This is a genomic window from Enterobacter cloacae complex sp. P43RS (genome assembly GCF_014930585.1).
Lineage (GTDB): Bacteria > Pseudomonadota > Gammaproteobacteria > Enterobacterales > Enterobacteriaceae > Enterobacter > Enterobacter bugandensis.
Map to the genome: position 1 here is coordinate 60,724 of NZ_JADBRJ010000015.1, position 13,765 is coordinate 74,488.

At 51.3% G+C, this 13,765-nt stretch carries 21 protein-coding genes; 15 read left to right on the plus strand and 6 right to left on the minus strand.

Translation table 11 applies throughout. From position 1 onward, the window contains the following. The first annotated feature begins 9 nt into the window (after positions 1 to 9). The 9 genes from rpmJ to IM294_RS20640 all read left to right on the plus strand — a co-directional run bounded on the left by rpmJ (position 10) and on the right by IM294_RS20640 (position 4,304). Positions 10 to 126: a 50S ribosomal protein L36 gene (rpmJ, locus tag IM294_RS20600; protein ID WP_000868187.1), complete on the plus strand. Its 117-nt coding sequence runs from the start codon at positions 10 to 12 to the stop codon at positions 124 to 126. 146 nt (positions 127 to 272) lie between these two features. Beyond that, complete coding sequence (rpsM, locus tag IM294_RS20605; protein ID WP_013099021.1) at positions 273 to 629, plus strand: 30S ribosomal protein S13; 357 nt, start codon at positions 273 to 275, stop codon at positions 627 to 629. A gap of 16 nt (positions 630 to 645) precedes the next feature. Then, entirely contained in the window at positions 646 to 1,035 is a 390-nt protein-coding gene (gene rpsK, locus IM294_RS20610; RefSeq protein ID WP_003863312.1) for a 30S ribosomal protein S11, read from the plus strand. Between the two features lie 32 nt (positions 1,036 to 1,067). Next, positions 1,068 to 1,688, plus strand: a complete 621-nt coding sequence (gene rpsD, locus IM294_RS20615; RefSeq protein WP_004868345.1) for a 30S ribosomal protein S4 — start codon at positions 1,068 to 1,070, stop codon at positions 1,686 to 1,688. 25 nt (positions 1,689 to 1,713) lie between these two features. Continuing rightward, positions 1,714 to 2,703: a DNA-directed RNA polymerase subunit alpha gene (gene rpoA, locus IM294_RS20620; protein WP_002919219.1), complete on the plus strand. Its 990-nt coding sequence runs from the start codon at positions 1,714 to 1,716 to the stop codon at positions 2,701 to 2,703. A gap of 40 nt (positions 2,704 to 2,743) precedes the next feature. Then, entirely contained in the window at positions 2,744 to 3,127 is a 384-nt protein-coding gene (rplQ, locus tag IM294_RS20625; RefSeq protein WP_001216368.1) for a 50S ribosomal protein L17, read from the plus strand. Between the two features lie 107 nt (positions 3,128 to 3,234). Next, positions 3,235 to 3,603, plus strand: coding sequence for a DUF1992 domain-containing protein (locus IM294_RS20630; protein WP_126818831.1), 369 nt, complete (start codon positions 3,235 to 3,237; stop codon positions 3,601 to 3,603). A gap of 2 nt (positions 3,604 to 3,605) precedes the next feature. Continuing rightward, positions 3,606 to 4,031, plus strand: a complete 426-nt coding sequence (gene zntR / locus IM294_RS20635) for a Zn(2+)-responsive transcriptional regulator (protein WP_126818828.1) — start codon at positions 3,606 to 3,608, stop codon at positions 4,029 to 4,031. A gap of 57 nt (positions 4,032 to 4,088) precedes the next feature. Next, positions 4,089 to 4,304, plus strand: a complete 216-nt coding sequence (locus IM294_RS20640) for an alternative ribosome-rescue factor A (protein WP_045630326.1) — start codon at positions 4,089 to 4,091, stop codon at positions 4,302 to 4,304. On the opposite strand, the gene mscL is transcribed toward IM294_RS20640, so the two are convergent. From mscL to def, 5 genes are all read right to left on the minus strand, one after another. Further along, entirely contained in the window at positions 4,305 to 4,715 is a 411-nt protein-coding gene (mscL, locus tag IM294_RS20645; protein WP_028014631.1) for a large-conductance mechanosensitive channel protein MscL, read from the minus strand. It abuts the gene before it with no gap. 143 nt (positions 4,716 to 4,858) lie between these two features. Continuing rightward, positions 4,859 to 6,235, minus strand: coding sequence for a Trk system potassium transporter TrkA (gene trkA, locus IM294_RS20650; RefSeq protein ID WP_014885463.1), 1,377 nt, complete (start codon positions 6,233 to 6,235; stop codon positions 4,859 to 4,861). A 22-nt stretch (positions 6,236 to 6,257) separates the two neighbouring features. Then, a complete protein-coding gene (gene rsmB / locus IM294_RS20655) occupies positions 6,258 to 7,544 on the minus strand; it encodes a 16S rRNA (cytosine(967)-C(5))-methyltransferase RsmB (protein ID WP_193360385.1) in 1,287 nt (428 codons plus the stop codon). A gap of 52 nt (positions 7,545 to 7,596) precedes the next feature. Then, positions 7,597 to 8,544 (minus strand): methionyl-tRNA formyltransferase, encoded by a 948-nt coding sequence (fmt, locus tag IM294_RS20660; RefSeq protein WP_126818830.1) that lies wholly within the window; start codon positions 8,542 to 8,544, stop codon positions 7,597 to 7,599. Between the two features lie 25 nt (positions 8,545 to 8,569). Then, on the minus strand, positions 8,570 to 9,079 hold the full coding sequence (gene def / locus IM294_RS20665) for a peptide deformylase (RefSeq protein WP_006812188.1): 510 nt from the start codon (positions 9,077 to 9,079) through the stop codon (positions 8,570 to 8,572). A gap of 128 nt (positions 9,080 to 9,207) precedes the next feature. Here def and dprA point away from each other — a divergent pair, with 128 nt between their 5' ends. From dprA to IM294_RS20695, 6 genes are read left to right on the plus strand one after another with little or no spacing between them, the layout of a single operon-like run. Further along, on the plus strand, positions 9,208 to 10,332 hold the full coding sequence (gene dprA, locus IM294_RS20670) for a DNA-protecting protein DprA (protein WP_059355522.1): 1,125 nt from the start codon (positions 9,208 to 9,210) through the stop codon (positions 10,330 to 10,332). Further along, positions 10,304 to 10,777 (plus strand): DUF494 family protein Smg, encoded by a 474-nt coding sequence (gene smg, locus IM294_RS20675; protein ID WP_008503477.1) that lies wholly within the window; start codon positions 10,304 to 10,306, stop codon positions 10,775 to 10,777. The genes dprA and smg overlap by 29 nt, the downstream gene beginning before the upstream one ends. A gap of 26 nt (positions 10,778 to 10,803) precedes the next feature. Continuing rightward, entirely contained in the window at positions 10,804 to 11,358 is a 555-nt protein-coding gene (locus IM294_RS20680; RefSeq protein ID WP_045630330.1) for a type I DNA topoisomerase, read from the plus strand. Next, positions 11,351 to 11,923, plus strand: a complete 573-nt coding sequence (tsaC, locus tag IM294_RS20685) for an L-threonylcarbamoyladenylate synthase type 1 TsaC (RefSeq protein WP_045630331.1) — start codon at positions 11,351 to 11,353, stop codon at positions 11,921 to 11,923. Before IM294_RS20680 ends, tsaC begins: the two co-directional genes overlap by 8 nt. Positions 11,924 to 11,927: 4 nt before the next feature. Continuing rightward, positions 11,928 to 12,746 (plus strand): shikimate dehydrogenase, encoded by an 819-nt coding sequence (gene aroE, locus IM294_RS20690; RefSeq protein ID WP_028014625.1) that lies wholly within the window; start codon positions 11,928 to 11,930, stop codon positions 12,744 to 12,746. Continuing rightward, entirely contained in the window at positions 12,743 to 12,991 is a 249-nt protein-coding gene (locus tag IM294_RS20695; RefSeq protein ID WP_028014624.1) for a DUF1488 domain-containing protein, read from the plus strand. The genes aroE and IM294_RS20695 overlap by 4 nt, the downstream gene beginning before the upstream one ends. Here IM294_RS20695 and IM294_RS20700 read toward each other — a convergent pair. Continuing rightward, positions 12,967 to 13,521: a gamma carbonic anhydrase family protein gene (locus IM294_RS20700; protein WP_049138489.1), complete on the minus strand. Its 555-nt coding sequence runs from the start codon at positions 13,519 to 13,521 to the stop codon at positions 12,967 to 12,969. The genes IM294_RS20695 and IM294_RS20700 overlap by 25 nt on opposite strands. Positions 13,522 to 13,765 lie beyond the last annotated feature (244 nt).

Below are 13,765 nucleotides of genomic sequence, written 5' to 3' on the forward strand. Positions count from 1 at the left end.
AGAGTAAAAATGAAAGTTCGTGCTTCCGTCAAGAAATTATGCCGTAACTGCAAAATCGTTAAGCGTGATGGTGTCATCCGTGTGATTTGCAGTGCCGAGCCGAAGCATAAACAGCGCCAAGGCTGATTATTTCGCATATTTTTCTTGCAAAGTTGGGTTGAGCTGGCTAGATTAGCCAGCCAATCTTTTGTATGTCTGTACGTTTCCATTTGAGTATCCTGAAAACGGGCTTTTCAGCATGGTGCGTACATATTAAATAGTAGGAGTGCATAGTGGCCCGTATAGCAGGCATTAACATTCCTGATCAGAAACATGCTGTGATCGCATTAACTTCGATCTACGGCATCGGCAAGACCCGTTCTAAAGCCATCCTGGCTGCAGCGGGTATCGCTGAAGATGTTAAGATCAGTGAGCTGTCTGAAGGACAAATCGACACGCTGCGTGACGAAGTTGCCAAATTTGTCGTTGAAGGTGATCTGCGCCGTGAAATCAGCATGAGCATCAAGCGCCTGATGGATCTTGGTTGCTATCGCGGTTTGCGTCATCGTCGTGGTCTGCCAGTGCGCGGTCAGCGTACTAAGACCAACGCACGTACCCGTAAGGGTCCGCGCAAACCGATCAAGAAATAATCGGGGTGATTGAATAATGGCAAAGGCACCAGTTCGTGCACGTAAACGTGTAAGAAAACAAGTCTCTGACGGCGTGGCTCATATCCATGCTTCTTTCAACAACACCATCGTTACTATTACTGATCGTCAGGGTAACGCATTGGGTTGGGCAACAGCCGGTGGTTCCGGTTTCCGTGGTTCTCGCAAATCCACTCCGTTCGCAGCTCAGGTTGCAGCAGAGCGTTGCGCTGAAGCCGTAAAAGAATACGGCATCAAGAATCTGGAAGTTATGGTTAAAGGTCCGGGTCCGGGTCGTGAATCTACTGTTCGCGCTCTGAACGCCGCTGGTTTCCGCATCACGAATATTACTGATGTGACTCCGATCCCTCATAACGGTTGTCGTCCGCCGAAAAAACGTCGCGTATAACGCTCGTTTTTTAGGTTAGTTGGAGATAGAAAATGGCAAGATATTTGGGTCCTAAGCTCAAGCTGAGCCGTCGTGAGGGCACCGACTTATTCCTTAAGTCTGGCGTTCGCGCGATCGATACCAAGTGTAAAATTGAACAAGCTCCTGGCCAGCACGGTGCGCGTAAACCGCGTCTGTCTGACTATGGTGTGCAGTTGCGTGAAAAGCAAAAAGTTCGCCGTATGTACGGTGTGCTGGAGCGTCAGTTCCGTAACTACTATAAAGAAGCAGCACGTCTGAAAGGCAACACAGGTGAAAACCTGCTGGCTCTGCTGGAAGGTCGTCTGGACAACGTTGTATACCGTATGGGCTTCGGCGCTACTCGTGCTGAATCACGTCAGCTGGTTAGCCACAAAGCAATCATGGTAAACGGTCGTGTTGTTAACATCGCTTCTTATCAGGTTAAAGCGAATGACGTTGTTAGCATTCGTGAGAAAGCGAAAAAGCAATCTCGCGTGAAGGCCGCTCTGGAGCTGGCTGAGCAGCGTGAAAAGCCAACCTGGCTGGAAGTTGATGCTGGCAAGATGGAAGGTACGTTCAAGCGTCAGCCTGAGCGTTCTGATCTGTCTGCGGACATTAACGAACACCTGATCGTCGAGCTTTACTCCAAGTAAAGCTTAGTACCAAAGAGAGGACACAATGCAGGGTTCTGTGACAGAGTTTCTAAAACCGCGCCTGGTAGATATCGAGCAAGTGAGTTCGACGCACGCCAAGGTGACCCTTGAGCCTTTAGAGCGTGGCTTTGGCCATACTCTGGGTAACGCACTGCGCCGTATTCTGCTCTCATCGATGCCGGGTTGCGCGGTGACCGAGGTTGAGATTGATGGTGTACTTCATGAGTACAGCACCAAAGAAGGCGTTCAGGAAGATATCCTTGAAATCCTGCTCAACCTGAAAGGGCTGGCGGTGAGAGTTCAGGGTAAAGATGAAGTTATTCTTACTCTGAATAAATCTGGCATTGGCCCTGTGACTGCAGCCGACATCACCCACGACGGTGATGTTGAAATCGTCAAGCCGCAGCACGTGATCTGCCACCTGACCGATGAGAACGCAGCTATTAGCATGCGTATCAAAGTTCAGCGCGGTCGTGGTTATGTGCCGGCTTCTGCCCGAATTCATTCGGAAGAAGATGAGCGCCCAATCGGCCGTCTGCTGGTCGACGCATGCTACAGCCCTGTAGAGCGTATTGCCTACAATGTTGAAGCAGCGCGTGTAGAACAGCGTACCGACCTGGACAAGCTGGTCATCGAAATGGAAACCAACGGCACAATCGATCCTGAAGAGGCGATTCGTCGTGCGGCAACCATCCTGGCAGAACAACTGGAAGCTTTCGTTGACTTACGTGATGTACGTCAGCCAGAAGTGAAAGAAGAGAAACCAGAATTCGATCCGATCCTGCTGCGCCCTGTTGACGATCTCGAATTGACTGTCCGCTCTGCTAACTGCCTCAAGGCAGAAGCTATCCACTATATCGGTGATCTGGTACAGCGTACCGAGGTTGAGTTGCTGAAAACGCCGAACCTGGGTAAAAAATCTCTTACCGAGATTAAAGACGTGCTGGCTTCACGTGGTCTGTCTCTGGGCATGCGCCTGGAAAACTGGCCACCGGCAAGCATTGCTGACGAGTAACCGGATCACAGGTTAAGGTTTTACTGAGAAGGATAAGGTCATGCGCCATCGTAAGAGTGGTCGTCAACTGAACCGCAACAGCAGCCATCGCCAGGCTATGTTCCGCAACATGGCAGGTTCACTGGTTCGTCATGAAATCATCAAGACGACCCTGCCTAAAGCGAAAGAGCTGCGTCGCGTAGTTGAGCCGCTGATTACTCTTGCCAAGACTGACAGCGTTGCTAATCGTCGTCTGGCATTCGCCCGTACTCGTGATAACGAGATCGTGGCAAAACTGTTTAACGAACTGGGCCCGCGTTTCGCGAGCCGTGCCGGTGGTTACACTCGCATTCTGAAGTGTGGTTTCCGTGCAGGCGACAACGCGCCGATGGCTTACATCGAGCTGGTTGATCGTTCAGAGAAAGCAGAAGCTGCTGCAGAGTAATCTGCAGTAACGTAAAAAAACCCGCCTCGGCGGGTTTTTTTATATCCGCATTATCCACACTTCTCTACAATACCTGTATCAATTTTGTTCATCCCCTGGAGCTGATGATGTGGTTGCTTGACCAGTGGGCAGAACGCCATATTCGCGATGCCCAAAATAAAGGCGATTTCGACAATCTTCCCGGGAGCGGCGAACCTCTTGAACTGGAAGATGATTTGCATGTTGCGCCTGAACTCCGGGCTGGATACCGTTTGCTAAAAAATGCTGGCTGCCTCCCGCCCGAGCTTGAGCAGCGCAGAGAGGCTGTTGAACTTGTCGATCTGCTAAAAGGGATCCGTCAGGACGATCCTCGACATAAAGAACTTAGCCGCAGGCTTGCCCTGATCGAGCTCAAGCTGCGCCAGGCAGGAATGAGCACGGAATTCCTGCATGGGGAATACGGTGAAATATTGATGAAGAAGATAAACGAGGAGTAGCGATGTACCGTATCGGTGAACTTGCAAAGCTCGCGAACGTAACGCCGGACACTATCCGATATTACGAAAAGCAGCAGATGATCGATCATGAGTTACGCACGGAAGGCGGCTTTCGGCTTTATACCGATAACGATCTGCAGCGTCTGAGATTCATTCGCTACGCCCGACAGCTTGGCTTCACGCTTGATTCGATCCGCGAGTTATTATCGATCCGCATCGATCCTGAGCATCACACTTGTCAGGAATCCAAAAGCATCGTACAAGCCCGGCTTGATGAAGTTGAAGCCCGTATTCTGGAACTGCAAACCATGCAGCGCTCTTTGCAAAGGTTGAATGATGCCTGCTGCGGAACGGCTCATAGCAGTATTTATTGTTCAATTCTGGAAGCCCTTGAACAGGGAGCCAGTGGAGAAACTCGGGGATGTTGATTTTTAATCTACTCGGGTCTAGACTTCCGTCGTCATAAACCATGCTCAGGAGAAATTATGAGCCGCTATCAGCACACGAAGGGACAAATTAAAGATAATGCCATCGAGGCTTTACTCCACGACCCGCTTTTTCGACAGCGCGTTGAAAAGAATAAAAAAGGGAAGGGGAGTTATCTGCGTAAAGACAAACATGCAAAACGGGGTAACTGGGAGGCCAGTGGCAAGCAAGCGAATCGCTTATTTACCACTGGCCTTCCTGTTTTTAACTGCTGATTAAACGCGGTTATTTTGCTCTTTTAACAGATCGCGAATTTCACTCAGTAACACTTCTTCTTTCGTTGGTGCAGGCGCTGCTGCTGGCTCTTCTTTTTTACGGTTGAGCCGGTTAATCAGCTTGATAGCCATAAAGATAGCAAACGCCACAATCACGAAATCAAATACGTTCTGGATAAACACGCCGTAGTGCATTACAACTGCTGGGATATCACCCTGGGCTTCACGCAGCGTGAACGCGAACTGTTTGAAATCAATGCCCCCGATTAGCAGCCCTAAAGGTGGCATGATGATGTCCGCTACTAATGATGAAACAATCTTGCCGAATGCCGCACCAATAATGACACCCACTGCCAAATCAACCACGTTCCCGCGCATCGCAAATTCGCGAAATTCTTTAATAAAACTCATTATGTTCTCCTTGTGCCAGCTGACGACTATAAGTTTAACAAATGATTAGCCAATTGCCATGCGGGATAATTAAACGTTATGAAAATAAAAGGCACAGAAATAAAGAGGGTAAAGTGCGGGGCTCTATTGAGAGCCCCGACGTATTAAAGGAAGAATGGACTAGGCTGGAATAAACGTTCGACGTCGGTAATAAATTTTTTATCGGTAAGGAACATAATTACGTGGTCGCCTTGCTCAATACGCAAATTATCATTGGCGATCATAACGTCATTCCCGCGCACTACGGCGCCGATAATAGTGCCCGGCGGCAGCTTAATTTCGTCGATGGCGCGGCCCACAACGCGTGACGTGGTTTCATCTCCATGAGCTACTGCTTCAATGGCTTCTGCCACCCCGCGACGCAGAGATGAAACGCCGACAATGTCCGCTTTACGTACATGGCTCAGCAGAGCGGAAATGGTCGCCTGCTGCGGTGAAATGGCAATATCAATAACGCTGCCCTGAACCAGGTCGACATACGCCTTGCGCTGGATAAGCACCATGACCTTCTTTGCTCCCATACGTTTGGCGAGCATGGCGGACATAATATTCGCTTCGTCATCGTTGGTGACGGCAATAAAGAGATCAACTTGATCAATATGCTCTTCAGCCAATAATTCCTGATCCGACGCGTCGCCATAAAATACGATCGTATTTTGCAGTTTTTCCGCCAGCTCAGAAGCACGCTGTTGATCGCGCTCGATCAATTTCACGCTGTAGTCTTTTTCCAGCCTTCGCGCCAGGCCCGCGCCGATATTGCCACCGCCGACCAGCATAATGCGTTTATAAGGCTTTTCGAGACGCTGTAACTCACTCATCACCGCACGAATATGCTGAGAGGCCGCAATGAAGAAGACCTCATCCCCCGCTTCGACAATCGTGGAGCCTTGAGGGCGAATAGGTCTGTCGTGGCGGAAAATGGCGGCGACGCGCGTATCGATATGCGGCATGTGCTCACGCATTGTGGAAAGCGCATTGCCGATCAACGGGCCGCCGTAATAGGCCTTAACGACGGCAAGACTGACCTTACCTTCGGCAAAGTTCACCACCTGCAGTGCGCCTGGATATTCGATCAGACGATAGATATTGTCGATTACCAGCTGTTCTGGCGCGATGAGATGGTCAATAGGAACCGCTTCTGAATTAAAGAGCTTCTCAGCATCGCGGACATAGTCCGGAGAACGGATGCGCGCGATTCGGTTAGGGGTGTTGAAAAGCGAGTAGGCCACCTGACAGGCCACCATATTGGTTTCGTCAGAACTGGTCACCGCAACGAGCATGTCTGCATCGTCGGCGCCCGCCTCGCGTAGCACACGCGGGTGTGAGCCATGGCCCTGCACAACGCGAAGGTCAAATTTGTCCTGTAAAACGCGCAGACGATCCCCGTTGGTATCAACGATTGTGATGTCGTTGTTTTCGCCAACCAGGTTTTCCGCCAGCGTTCCGCCCACTTGTCCTGCGCCCAGAATGATAATTTTCATATCTCGTGACCTGTTCTCAACATCACTCTTTGATTAGCTTAGCGTAAAAGAAGCCATCGCCTTCTTCCGCGCCCGGCAGGTTTTGCTGACCCGGGCATTCATGCGTTCCCGTATCGCGCAGCGTTGCGTCCGGGGTACGTTTAAGGAAGGCCGCGATTTGCTGGCTGTTTTCTTCTGGCAGTACGGAGCAGGTTGCATAAACCAGCGTGCCGCCGGGTTTAAGATGTGGCCAGATTGCGTCAAGTATGTCCGATTGCAGTTGGGCAAGTTCCTTGATATCGCGATCGCGGCGCAGCCACTTGATATCCGGATGGCGACGAATCACGCCTGTTGCAGAGCAGGGCGCATCCAGCAAAATGCGGTCAAACTGGGTTTCACCACACCATTCTGCGGGCTTGCGTCCGTCGCCCTGCTTAACCTGAGCCTTCATGCCCAGACGCTTGAGGTTGTCGTAGACGCGTGACAGGCGCTGCTCATTGACATCCACGGCCATTACGCTGGCCTGCGGAGCCACTTCAAGAATGTGCGTTGTTTTTCCGCCAGGCGCGGCACAAAGATCGAGGATCTGTTCCCCGTTTGCTGGTTCAAGCCAGGTCATGCAACCCTGAGCCGAGGCATCCTGTACGGTCACCCAGCCTTCATCAAAACCAGGTAAAGCATGTACCGGTGCAGGGGAGGCTAAACGCACGGCATCCGGATAGGCTGCATGCGTGAATCCACTCATTCCGGTTTCTTCCAGTAATGCCAGCCATGCGTCACGGGTGTGGTGATTACGGTTGACGCGTAACCACATCGGTGGGCGTTGATTATTCGCTTCGGCAATGTTTTGCCATTGCTGCGGATACGCTTTTTTAAGACGATTCAGCAGCCAGTCCGGGTGCAGAAAACGTGTTTCGCTTTGTGCAAATTCAGCCAGTAGCTCATCCTGCTGACGCTGGAACTGACGCAGTACGCCGTTGATCAGCCCTTTCAACTGAGGGCGTTTAATCGCAACGGCACCTTCCACCGTTTCAGCCAGCGCGGCGTGAGGTGGAATGCGGGTATGAAGAAGCTGATAAAACCCCACCATAATCAAATAATGTACGGTGCGCTGTTTGCCTGTCATTGGGCGCGACATCAGCTTATTAATGAGCCACTCAAGCTGAGAAAGGGTGCGCAGGACACCAAAGCAGAGTTCCTGGAGCAGAGCTTTGTCTTTATCAGATACCTTTTGTTGCAGGGGAGGCAGGATGTTACTCAATGACTGGCCCTGCTCAATAACCTGCTCAACGGCTTTGGCCGCCATACTGCGTAGATTTTGTTTTTTCATAACTATAAAAATAAAAATGCCCGGAAACACCGGGCTTTAAGCATATATTGGATTAGGCAAGACGATTACCCGGTATAAACCATTCACGACGGGAATTTAATAAATCCTGAGCGCTCATGGCTTTCTTACCGGCCGGTTGCAGCGATTCAAGATTCAGGATCCCTTCTGCTGTCGCAACCTGGATACCGTTCTTGCTGGCGTCGATAATCGTGCCGGGTTCAGCAGCTGTATTGCCATTAATGACTGACGCTTTCCAGACTTTCACTGGCTGCTCATCAATCTCCATCCAGCTCATCGGCCACGGATTAAAAGCGCGGATGCAGCGTTCAAGTTGAGCGGCAGACAAGGACCAGTCGAGCCGGGCTTCTTCTTTACTCAGTTTTTCAGCATACGTCACCAGCGTCTCATCCTGAACTTCCGGCTTCGCCGTATTATCAGCAAGCTGCTGCAGCGTCTCGATAAGCCCTTGTGGACCGAGGCCTGCCAGTTTGTCATACAGCGTAGCGCTGGTATCGTCTGCAGTAATAGGGCACGCCAGTTTATGCAGCATGTCGCCAGTGTCTAAACCTACGTCCATCTTCATGATTGTGACGCCGGTTTCAGCATCCCCCGCCCACAGGGAGCGCTGGATAGGTGCCGCACCACGCCAGCGCGGGAGCAAGGAGCCGTGCACGTTGATACAACCCAGACGAGGCATATCAAGCACCGCTTTTGGCAGAATTAAACCGTAAGCCACCACGACCATTACGTCGGCGGTCAGGTCAGCAACCAGCTGCTGATTTTCCTGAGGGCGTAAGGATGCGGGCTGGAAAACAGGAAGCCCATGCTCTTCTGCCAGCACCTTTACCGGGCTCGGCATCAGTTTTTTACCGCGACCAGCCGGACGGTCCGGCTGGGTAAAGACGCCGACAACCTGGTGACCAGAAGATAACAGCGCGTCAAGATGACGCGCTGCAAAATCAGGGGTTCCCGCGAAGATAATACGTAGTGTTTTAGACACGATGATCCTTGTATCCGGGGGGACGTTATGCGCGAGAGCGCAAACGATCCAGTTTCTCTACTTTTTGACGAATACGCTGCTGTTTCAACGGCGAGAGGTAATCGATAAACAGCTTACCGACCAGGTGATCCATCTCATGCTGAATGCAAATTGCCAGCAGGTCATCTGCTTCCAGTTCGAACGGATTACCGTCACGATCCAAAGCGCGAATTTTCACTTTTTCGGCACGTGGCACCAAAGCGCGCTGTTCCGGAATAGAAAGACAACCTTCTTCAATGCCCGTTTCACCGCTCTTCTCAAGCAATTCAGGGTTGATCAGCACCAGACGCTCATCGCGATTTTCAGAAACGTCGATCACGATAATACGTTTGTGAATGTCTACCTGCGTCGCCGCCAGGCCAATGCCTTCTTCGGCGTACATGGTATCGAACATATCATCAACGATACGCTGGATTTCTGCATTCACTTCTTTAACCGGTTCAGCGACGATGCGAAGGCGCTCGTCCGGAATATGTAACACTTGCAAAACTGCCATAAATTTCCAGAGTCGTGTTCAGGAGTTGATAAGAATATTACTTCTATTCTAGACAAATCCCGGGTCGATTGACAGCATCAGTGACCAATCGCAATGATTGCGCAGGCCGCTTATGGCAGGGGGAAAGGATGACGTCTATCGAGATATGGCTACGGCTAATACACACAGGTTCATTATGTGGCGATGGAATGCTGGAAGCGGCTGCACGGCTGCACAAGCAAAAAAATATCGATGCTTCCGCTGTCAGAGACGCCGGGCTGTCAGCAAAACAGGCTGAACGGTTCTTTGCCCCTGATGAGGGCGAGCTGGAGCGTAGTCTGGTGTGGCTTGAGCAGCCGGGAAATCATTTATTGACGGCAACCCATCCACTTTATCCTCCTTTACTTCGAGCAATTCCTGATTATCCCGGTGCATTATTCGTAAAAGGTAACCCTGAAACGCTTAATGCTGCCCAGCTGGCGGTCGTGGGTAGCCGTGCGCCGTCATGGTATGGAGAACGATGGGGGAAAATTTTGTGCGAACAACTTTCGCAAAGTGGTTTCACAATCACCAGCGGACTGGCCTGCGGTATAGACGGTGTTGCTCACAACGCCGCGCTGTCTGTAAAAGGGCGTAGCGTGGCCGTACTGGGGAACGGCCTGTTTAGTATTTATCCCCGTCGGCATCAGGCGCTGGCGATGCGGCTTATCGAAGCTGACGGGGCGATAGTGTCTGAGTTCCCTCTTTCGGCGCAGCCCCGGCCGGCAAACTTTCCGCGTCGTAATCGAATCATCAGCGGGCTTAGCCAGGGTGTATTGGTCGTTGAAGCTGCAGTGCGAAGCGGCTCGCTGGTCACTGCACGATGCGCGCTCGATCAGGGGAGGGAGGTTTTCGCCTTACCCGGCCCGATTGGTAACCCGGGGTGTGAAGGACCACACTGGCTGATAAAGCAGGGTGCGACGCCGGTAACAGAAGCGCGGGACATTCTTGAAAATTTGCAATATGGCTTGCAATGTCTGCAGGAAGATCCCGAAAAGCGACATTATTCATCAGATCAGGGAAAGGTGGCATTGCCATTTCCCAAGCTCCTGGCTAACGTAGGAGATGAGGTAACACCTGTTGACGTTGTCGCTGAACGTGCCGGCCAACCTGTGCCAGTAACGGTAGCACAGCTACTCGAACTGGAGTTAGCAGGGTGGATCGCAGCTGTACCCGGCGGCTATGTCCGATTAAGGAGGGCATGCCATGTTCGACGTACTGATGTATTTGTTTGAGACTTACATCCATAACGAAGCAGAAATGCGAGTGGATCAGGACAAATTGACACAGGATCTTACCGATGCGGGGTTTGAGCGGGAAGATATCTATAATGCGTTGATGTGGCTGGAAAAACTGGCTGATTATCAGGAAGGCCTCGCCGAACCGATGCAGCTTGCTTCTGACCCGTTGTCAGTACGCATTTATACCGCAGAAGAGTGTGAAAGGCTGGACGCCAGCTGCCGGGGATTCATCTTATTCCTTGAGCAGATTCAGGTGCTGAACCTCGAAACGAGAGAAATGGTGATAGAGCGTGTCATGGCGCTGGATACGGCAGAATTTGAACTGGAAGATCTGAAATGGGTGATTCTGATGGTTCTGTTTAATATCCCGGGCTGTGAAAATGCCTATCAGCAAATGGAAGAATTACTCTTTGAAGTGAATGAAGGTATGCTGCATTAATTCTATGTGTAGCACCAAGAGTTGTTATGGCCAAATCAGCACTATTCACGGTGCATAAAAATGAGCCCTGCCCGCAGTGCGGGGCTGAACTTGTTATTCGGTCCGGGAAACACGGCCCGTTTCTCGGTTGTTCACACTATCCGGAATGTGATTATGTCCGTCCTCTGAAAAGCCAGGCGGATGGACATATCGTCAAAATTCTGGAAGGACAGCTATGTCCTCTTTGTGGTGGTGAACTAGCGCTACGTCAGGGCCGTTTCGGTATGTTTATTGGCTGTAGCCGTTATCCGGAATGTGAGCATACGGAACAAATTGATAAGCCTGATGAAACGGCGATTGCGTGTCCTCAGTGTCAGCGCGGTCAGTTGGTACAGCGCCGTTCCCGCTATGGTAAGACCTTCCATTCCTGCGATCGCTACCCTGAATGCCAGTTCGTTATCAATTTCAAACCGGTAGCGGGCGTCTGCACTCATTGCAACTATCCGCTACTTATCGAGAAGAAAACGGCGCAAGGTATGAAACGCTTCTGCGCCAGCAAACAATGTGGAAAGCCGGTAACGGCGGATCAAAATAGTGAATAATAACCTGCCATCAGGCTCCATTGCGCATGCTGTGGACGTGCTGAAAAATGAAAAAGTCATCGCCTATCCAACTGAAGCTGTTTTTGGGGTCGGTTGCGATCCTGACAGCGAGACGGCTGTGAGCCGCCTGCTTGCCTTAAAACAAAGACCCGTAGAGAAAGGATTGATTTTGATTGCTGCGAATTACGAGCAGCTTAAGCCCTACATTGATGACTCTATGCTGACACCGGCGCAGCGCGAGACTATTTTCTCCGCATGGCCAGGACCGGTGACCTTTGTTTTCCCGGCGCAGCCGACAACACCACGCTGGTTGACCGGACGCTTTGATTCCCTCGCCGTTCGCGTCACCGATCATCCTCTGGTGGTTGAGCTTTGCCTGGCATTTGGTAAACCGCTGGTCTCAACCAGCGCCAACCTGACCGGATTGCCACCTTGTCGTACAACTGAAGAAGTGCTGGCACAGTTCGGAAATGACTTCCCGGTTGCTGTTGGAGAGACGGGAGGGCGCCTGAATCCGTCTGAAATTCGCGACGCTTTGACCGGCGAACGTTTTCGCCAGGGGTAATCTCATGGAAACCTATGCTGTTTTTGGTAATCCGATCGCACACAGCAAGTCACCGCTGATCCATCAGCAATTTGCGGAGCAGCTGCAGATAAATCATCCCTATGGCCGCGTACTGGCACCGGTAGATGCATTTATTCCAACGCTTGAGGCTTTTTTCGCCGCAGGTGGCAAAGGTGCGAATGTGACGGTTCCTTTTAAAGAGGAAGCTTTCGAACGTGCTGATGAACTGACCGAGCGCGCTTCTCTTGCTGGTGCAGTAAATACCCTAAAACGGCTTGAGGACGGACGTCTTCTGGGCGACAACACTGACGGAATAGGTTTGCTGAGCGATCTGGAACGACTGTCGTTTATTAAACCTGGGTTCCGGGTCCTGCTGATTGGTGCGGGTGGCGCATCGCGGGGAGTACTGTTACCTCTGCTTTCCCTGGACTGTGCGGTGACCATTACCAACCGAACTTTTTCCCGGGCAGAAGCGCTGGCGGCGTTGTTTGCGCATACCGGCAGCGTAAGTGCGGTAGCGCTTGACGATCTTGCCGAACGTGAGTTCGATCTTGTCATTAATGCCACGTCCAGCGGCATCAGTGGCGAGATCCCGGCGATCCCCGCTTCGCTGGTCAGCGCGCACATGTACTTCTATGACATGTTTTATCAGAAAGGGAATACGCCCTTCCTGAACTGGTGCGAACAACACGGTGCGAAACAGTTAGCCGATGGGCTGGGAATGCTGGTGGGGCAGGCTGCGCATGCGGTACTGCTCTGGCACGGGGTGTTGCCTGCAGTCGAGCCGGTCATTGAAAAGCTAAAGCAGGAGCTTTCGGCGTGAATCAGGCTATTCATTTCCCGGACAGAGAGAGCTGGGATGAGCATAAGCAGGCGGTCTGTTTTCCGGTGCTGGTGCAGGGTATGCAGCTTACCTGTGCCATCCATGGAGAAGCGCTGTTACATCGTTTTGGCGGCACAGACCCGATAGCCGTTTTTTGCGAAAATCGCTGGGATCTGGAAGAGGAAGCCAGCGATTTAATCCGCGAGCAGCAGGAAGACGATCAGGGGTGGGTTTGGTTATCCTGATCCAAATAATCATTCTTCCATTTTACGTAGTTGTTCGCCGAGTATTTTAATCCTTCGATCTCTGCCTCCTTCAGGGGGCGGATCTGTTTTACCGGGCTTCCCAGATAGAGATAACCACTTTCCAGACGTTTGTTCTGCGGAACCAGGCTACCGGCCCCAATCATTACGTCTTCTTCTACTATCACGCCATCCAGCAAAATCGATCCCATGCCAACAAGCACCCGATTACCGATAGTGCAGCCGTGAAGCATCACTTTATGTCCGACGGTAACATCTTCTCCAATGATGAGGGGATTGCCCTCCGGGTTATAAGAGGATTTGTGCGTAACATGCAGAACGCTACCGTCCTGAATATTGGTACGGGCACCGATCGACACATAATTTACATCTCCCCTGATGGCGACGAGCGGCCAGATACTGACGTCATCGGCCATTCGGACATCACCAATGACCACGCTGGTGGCATCGATCATCACGCGATCGCCTTTTTGGGGGAACAGATCTTTATAAGGGCGTAACACTGCAGACATAACTACCTCTAAGGATGAGCGCTATATGGAAGACTTGATCATATTATTGGATCGAGGCAAGGCAAAATGCGTCAATATTTAAGCAGATCGGGCGGGATTTCAGCGAAAAGCGCGGAAAATCAGCAGTCGAAAAAAAAGATCTAAAAAACACTTGTGCTAAAAATTGGGATCCCTATAATGCGCCTCCATCGACACGGCGGATGTGAATCACTTCACAGTTAACCCGGTCGGTTGAAGAGAAAAA

Bases quoted from the DNA above. Each gene is read 5' to 3' on its own strand.
- rpmJ (WP_000868187.1), top strand. From the start codon at position 10: ATGAAAGTTCGTGCTTCCGTCAAGAAATTATGCCGTAACTGCAAAATC.
- rpsK (WP_003863312.1), top strand. From the start codon at position 646: ATGGCAAAGGCACCAGTTCGTGCACGTAAACGTGTAAGAAAACAAGTC.
- rpsD (WP_004868345.1), top strand. From the start codon at position 1,068: ATGGCAAGATATTTGGGTCCTAAGCTCAAGCTGAGCCGTCGTGAGGGC.
- rpoA (WP_002919219.1), top strand. From the start codon at position 1,714: ATGCAGGGTTCTGTGACAGAGTTTCTAAAACCGCGCCTGGTAGATATC.
- rplQ (WP_001216368.1), top strand. From the start codon at position 2,744: ATGCGCCATCGTAAGAGTGGTCGTCAACTGAACCGCAACAGCAGCCAT.
- IM294_RS20630 (WP_126818831.1), top strand. From the start codon at position 3,235: ATGTGGTTGCTTGACCAGTGGGCAGAACGCCATATTCGCGATGCCCAA.
- zntR (WP_126818828.1), top strand. From the start codon at position 3,606: ATGTACCGTATCGGTGAACTTGCAAAGCTCGCGAACGTAACGCCGGAC.
- IM294_RS20640 (WP_045630326.1), top strand. From the start codon at position 4,089: ATGAGCCGCTATCAGCACACGAAGGGACAAATTAAAGATAATGCCATC.
- mscL (WP_028014631.1), bottom strand. From the start codon at position 4,715: ATGAGTTTTATTAAAGAATTTCGCGAATTTGCGATGCGCGGGAACGTG.
- trkA (WP_014885463.1), bottom strand. From the start codon at position 6,235: ATGAAAATTATCATTCTGGGCGCAGGACAAGTGGGCGGAACGCTGGCG.
- rsmB (WP_193360385.1), bottom strand. From the start codon at position 7,544: ATGAAAAAACAAAATCTACGCAGTATGGCGGCCAAAGCCGTTGAGCAG.
- def (WP_006812188.1), bottom strand. From the start codon at position 9,079: ATGGCAGTTTTGCAAGTGTTACATATTCCGGACGAGCGCCTTCGCATC.
- dprA (WP_059355522.1), top strand. From the start codon at position 9,208: ATGACGTCTATCGAGATATGGCTACGGCTAATACACACAGGTTCATTA.
- smg (WP_008503477.1), top strand. From the start codon at position 10,304: ATGTTCGACGTACTGATGTATTTGTTTGAGACTTACATCCATAACGAA.
- IM294_RS20680 (WP_045630330.1), top strand. From the start codon at position 10,804: ATGGCCAAATCAGCACTATTCACGGTGCATAAAAATGAGCCCTGCCCG.
- aroE (WP_028014625.1), top strand. From the start codon at position 11,928: ATGGAAACCTATGCTGTTTTTGGTAATCCGATCGCACACAGCAAGTCA.
- IM294_RS20700 (WP_049138489.1), bottom strand. From the start codon at position 13,521: ATGTCTGCAGTGTTACGCCCTTATAAAGATCTGTTCCCCCAAAAAGGC.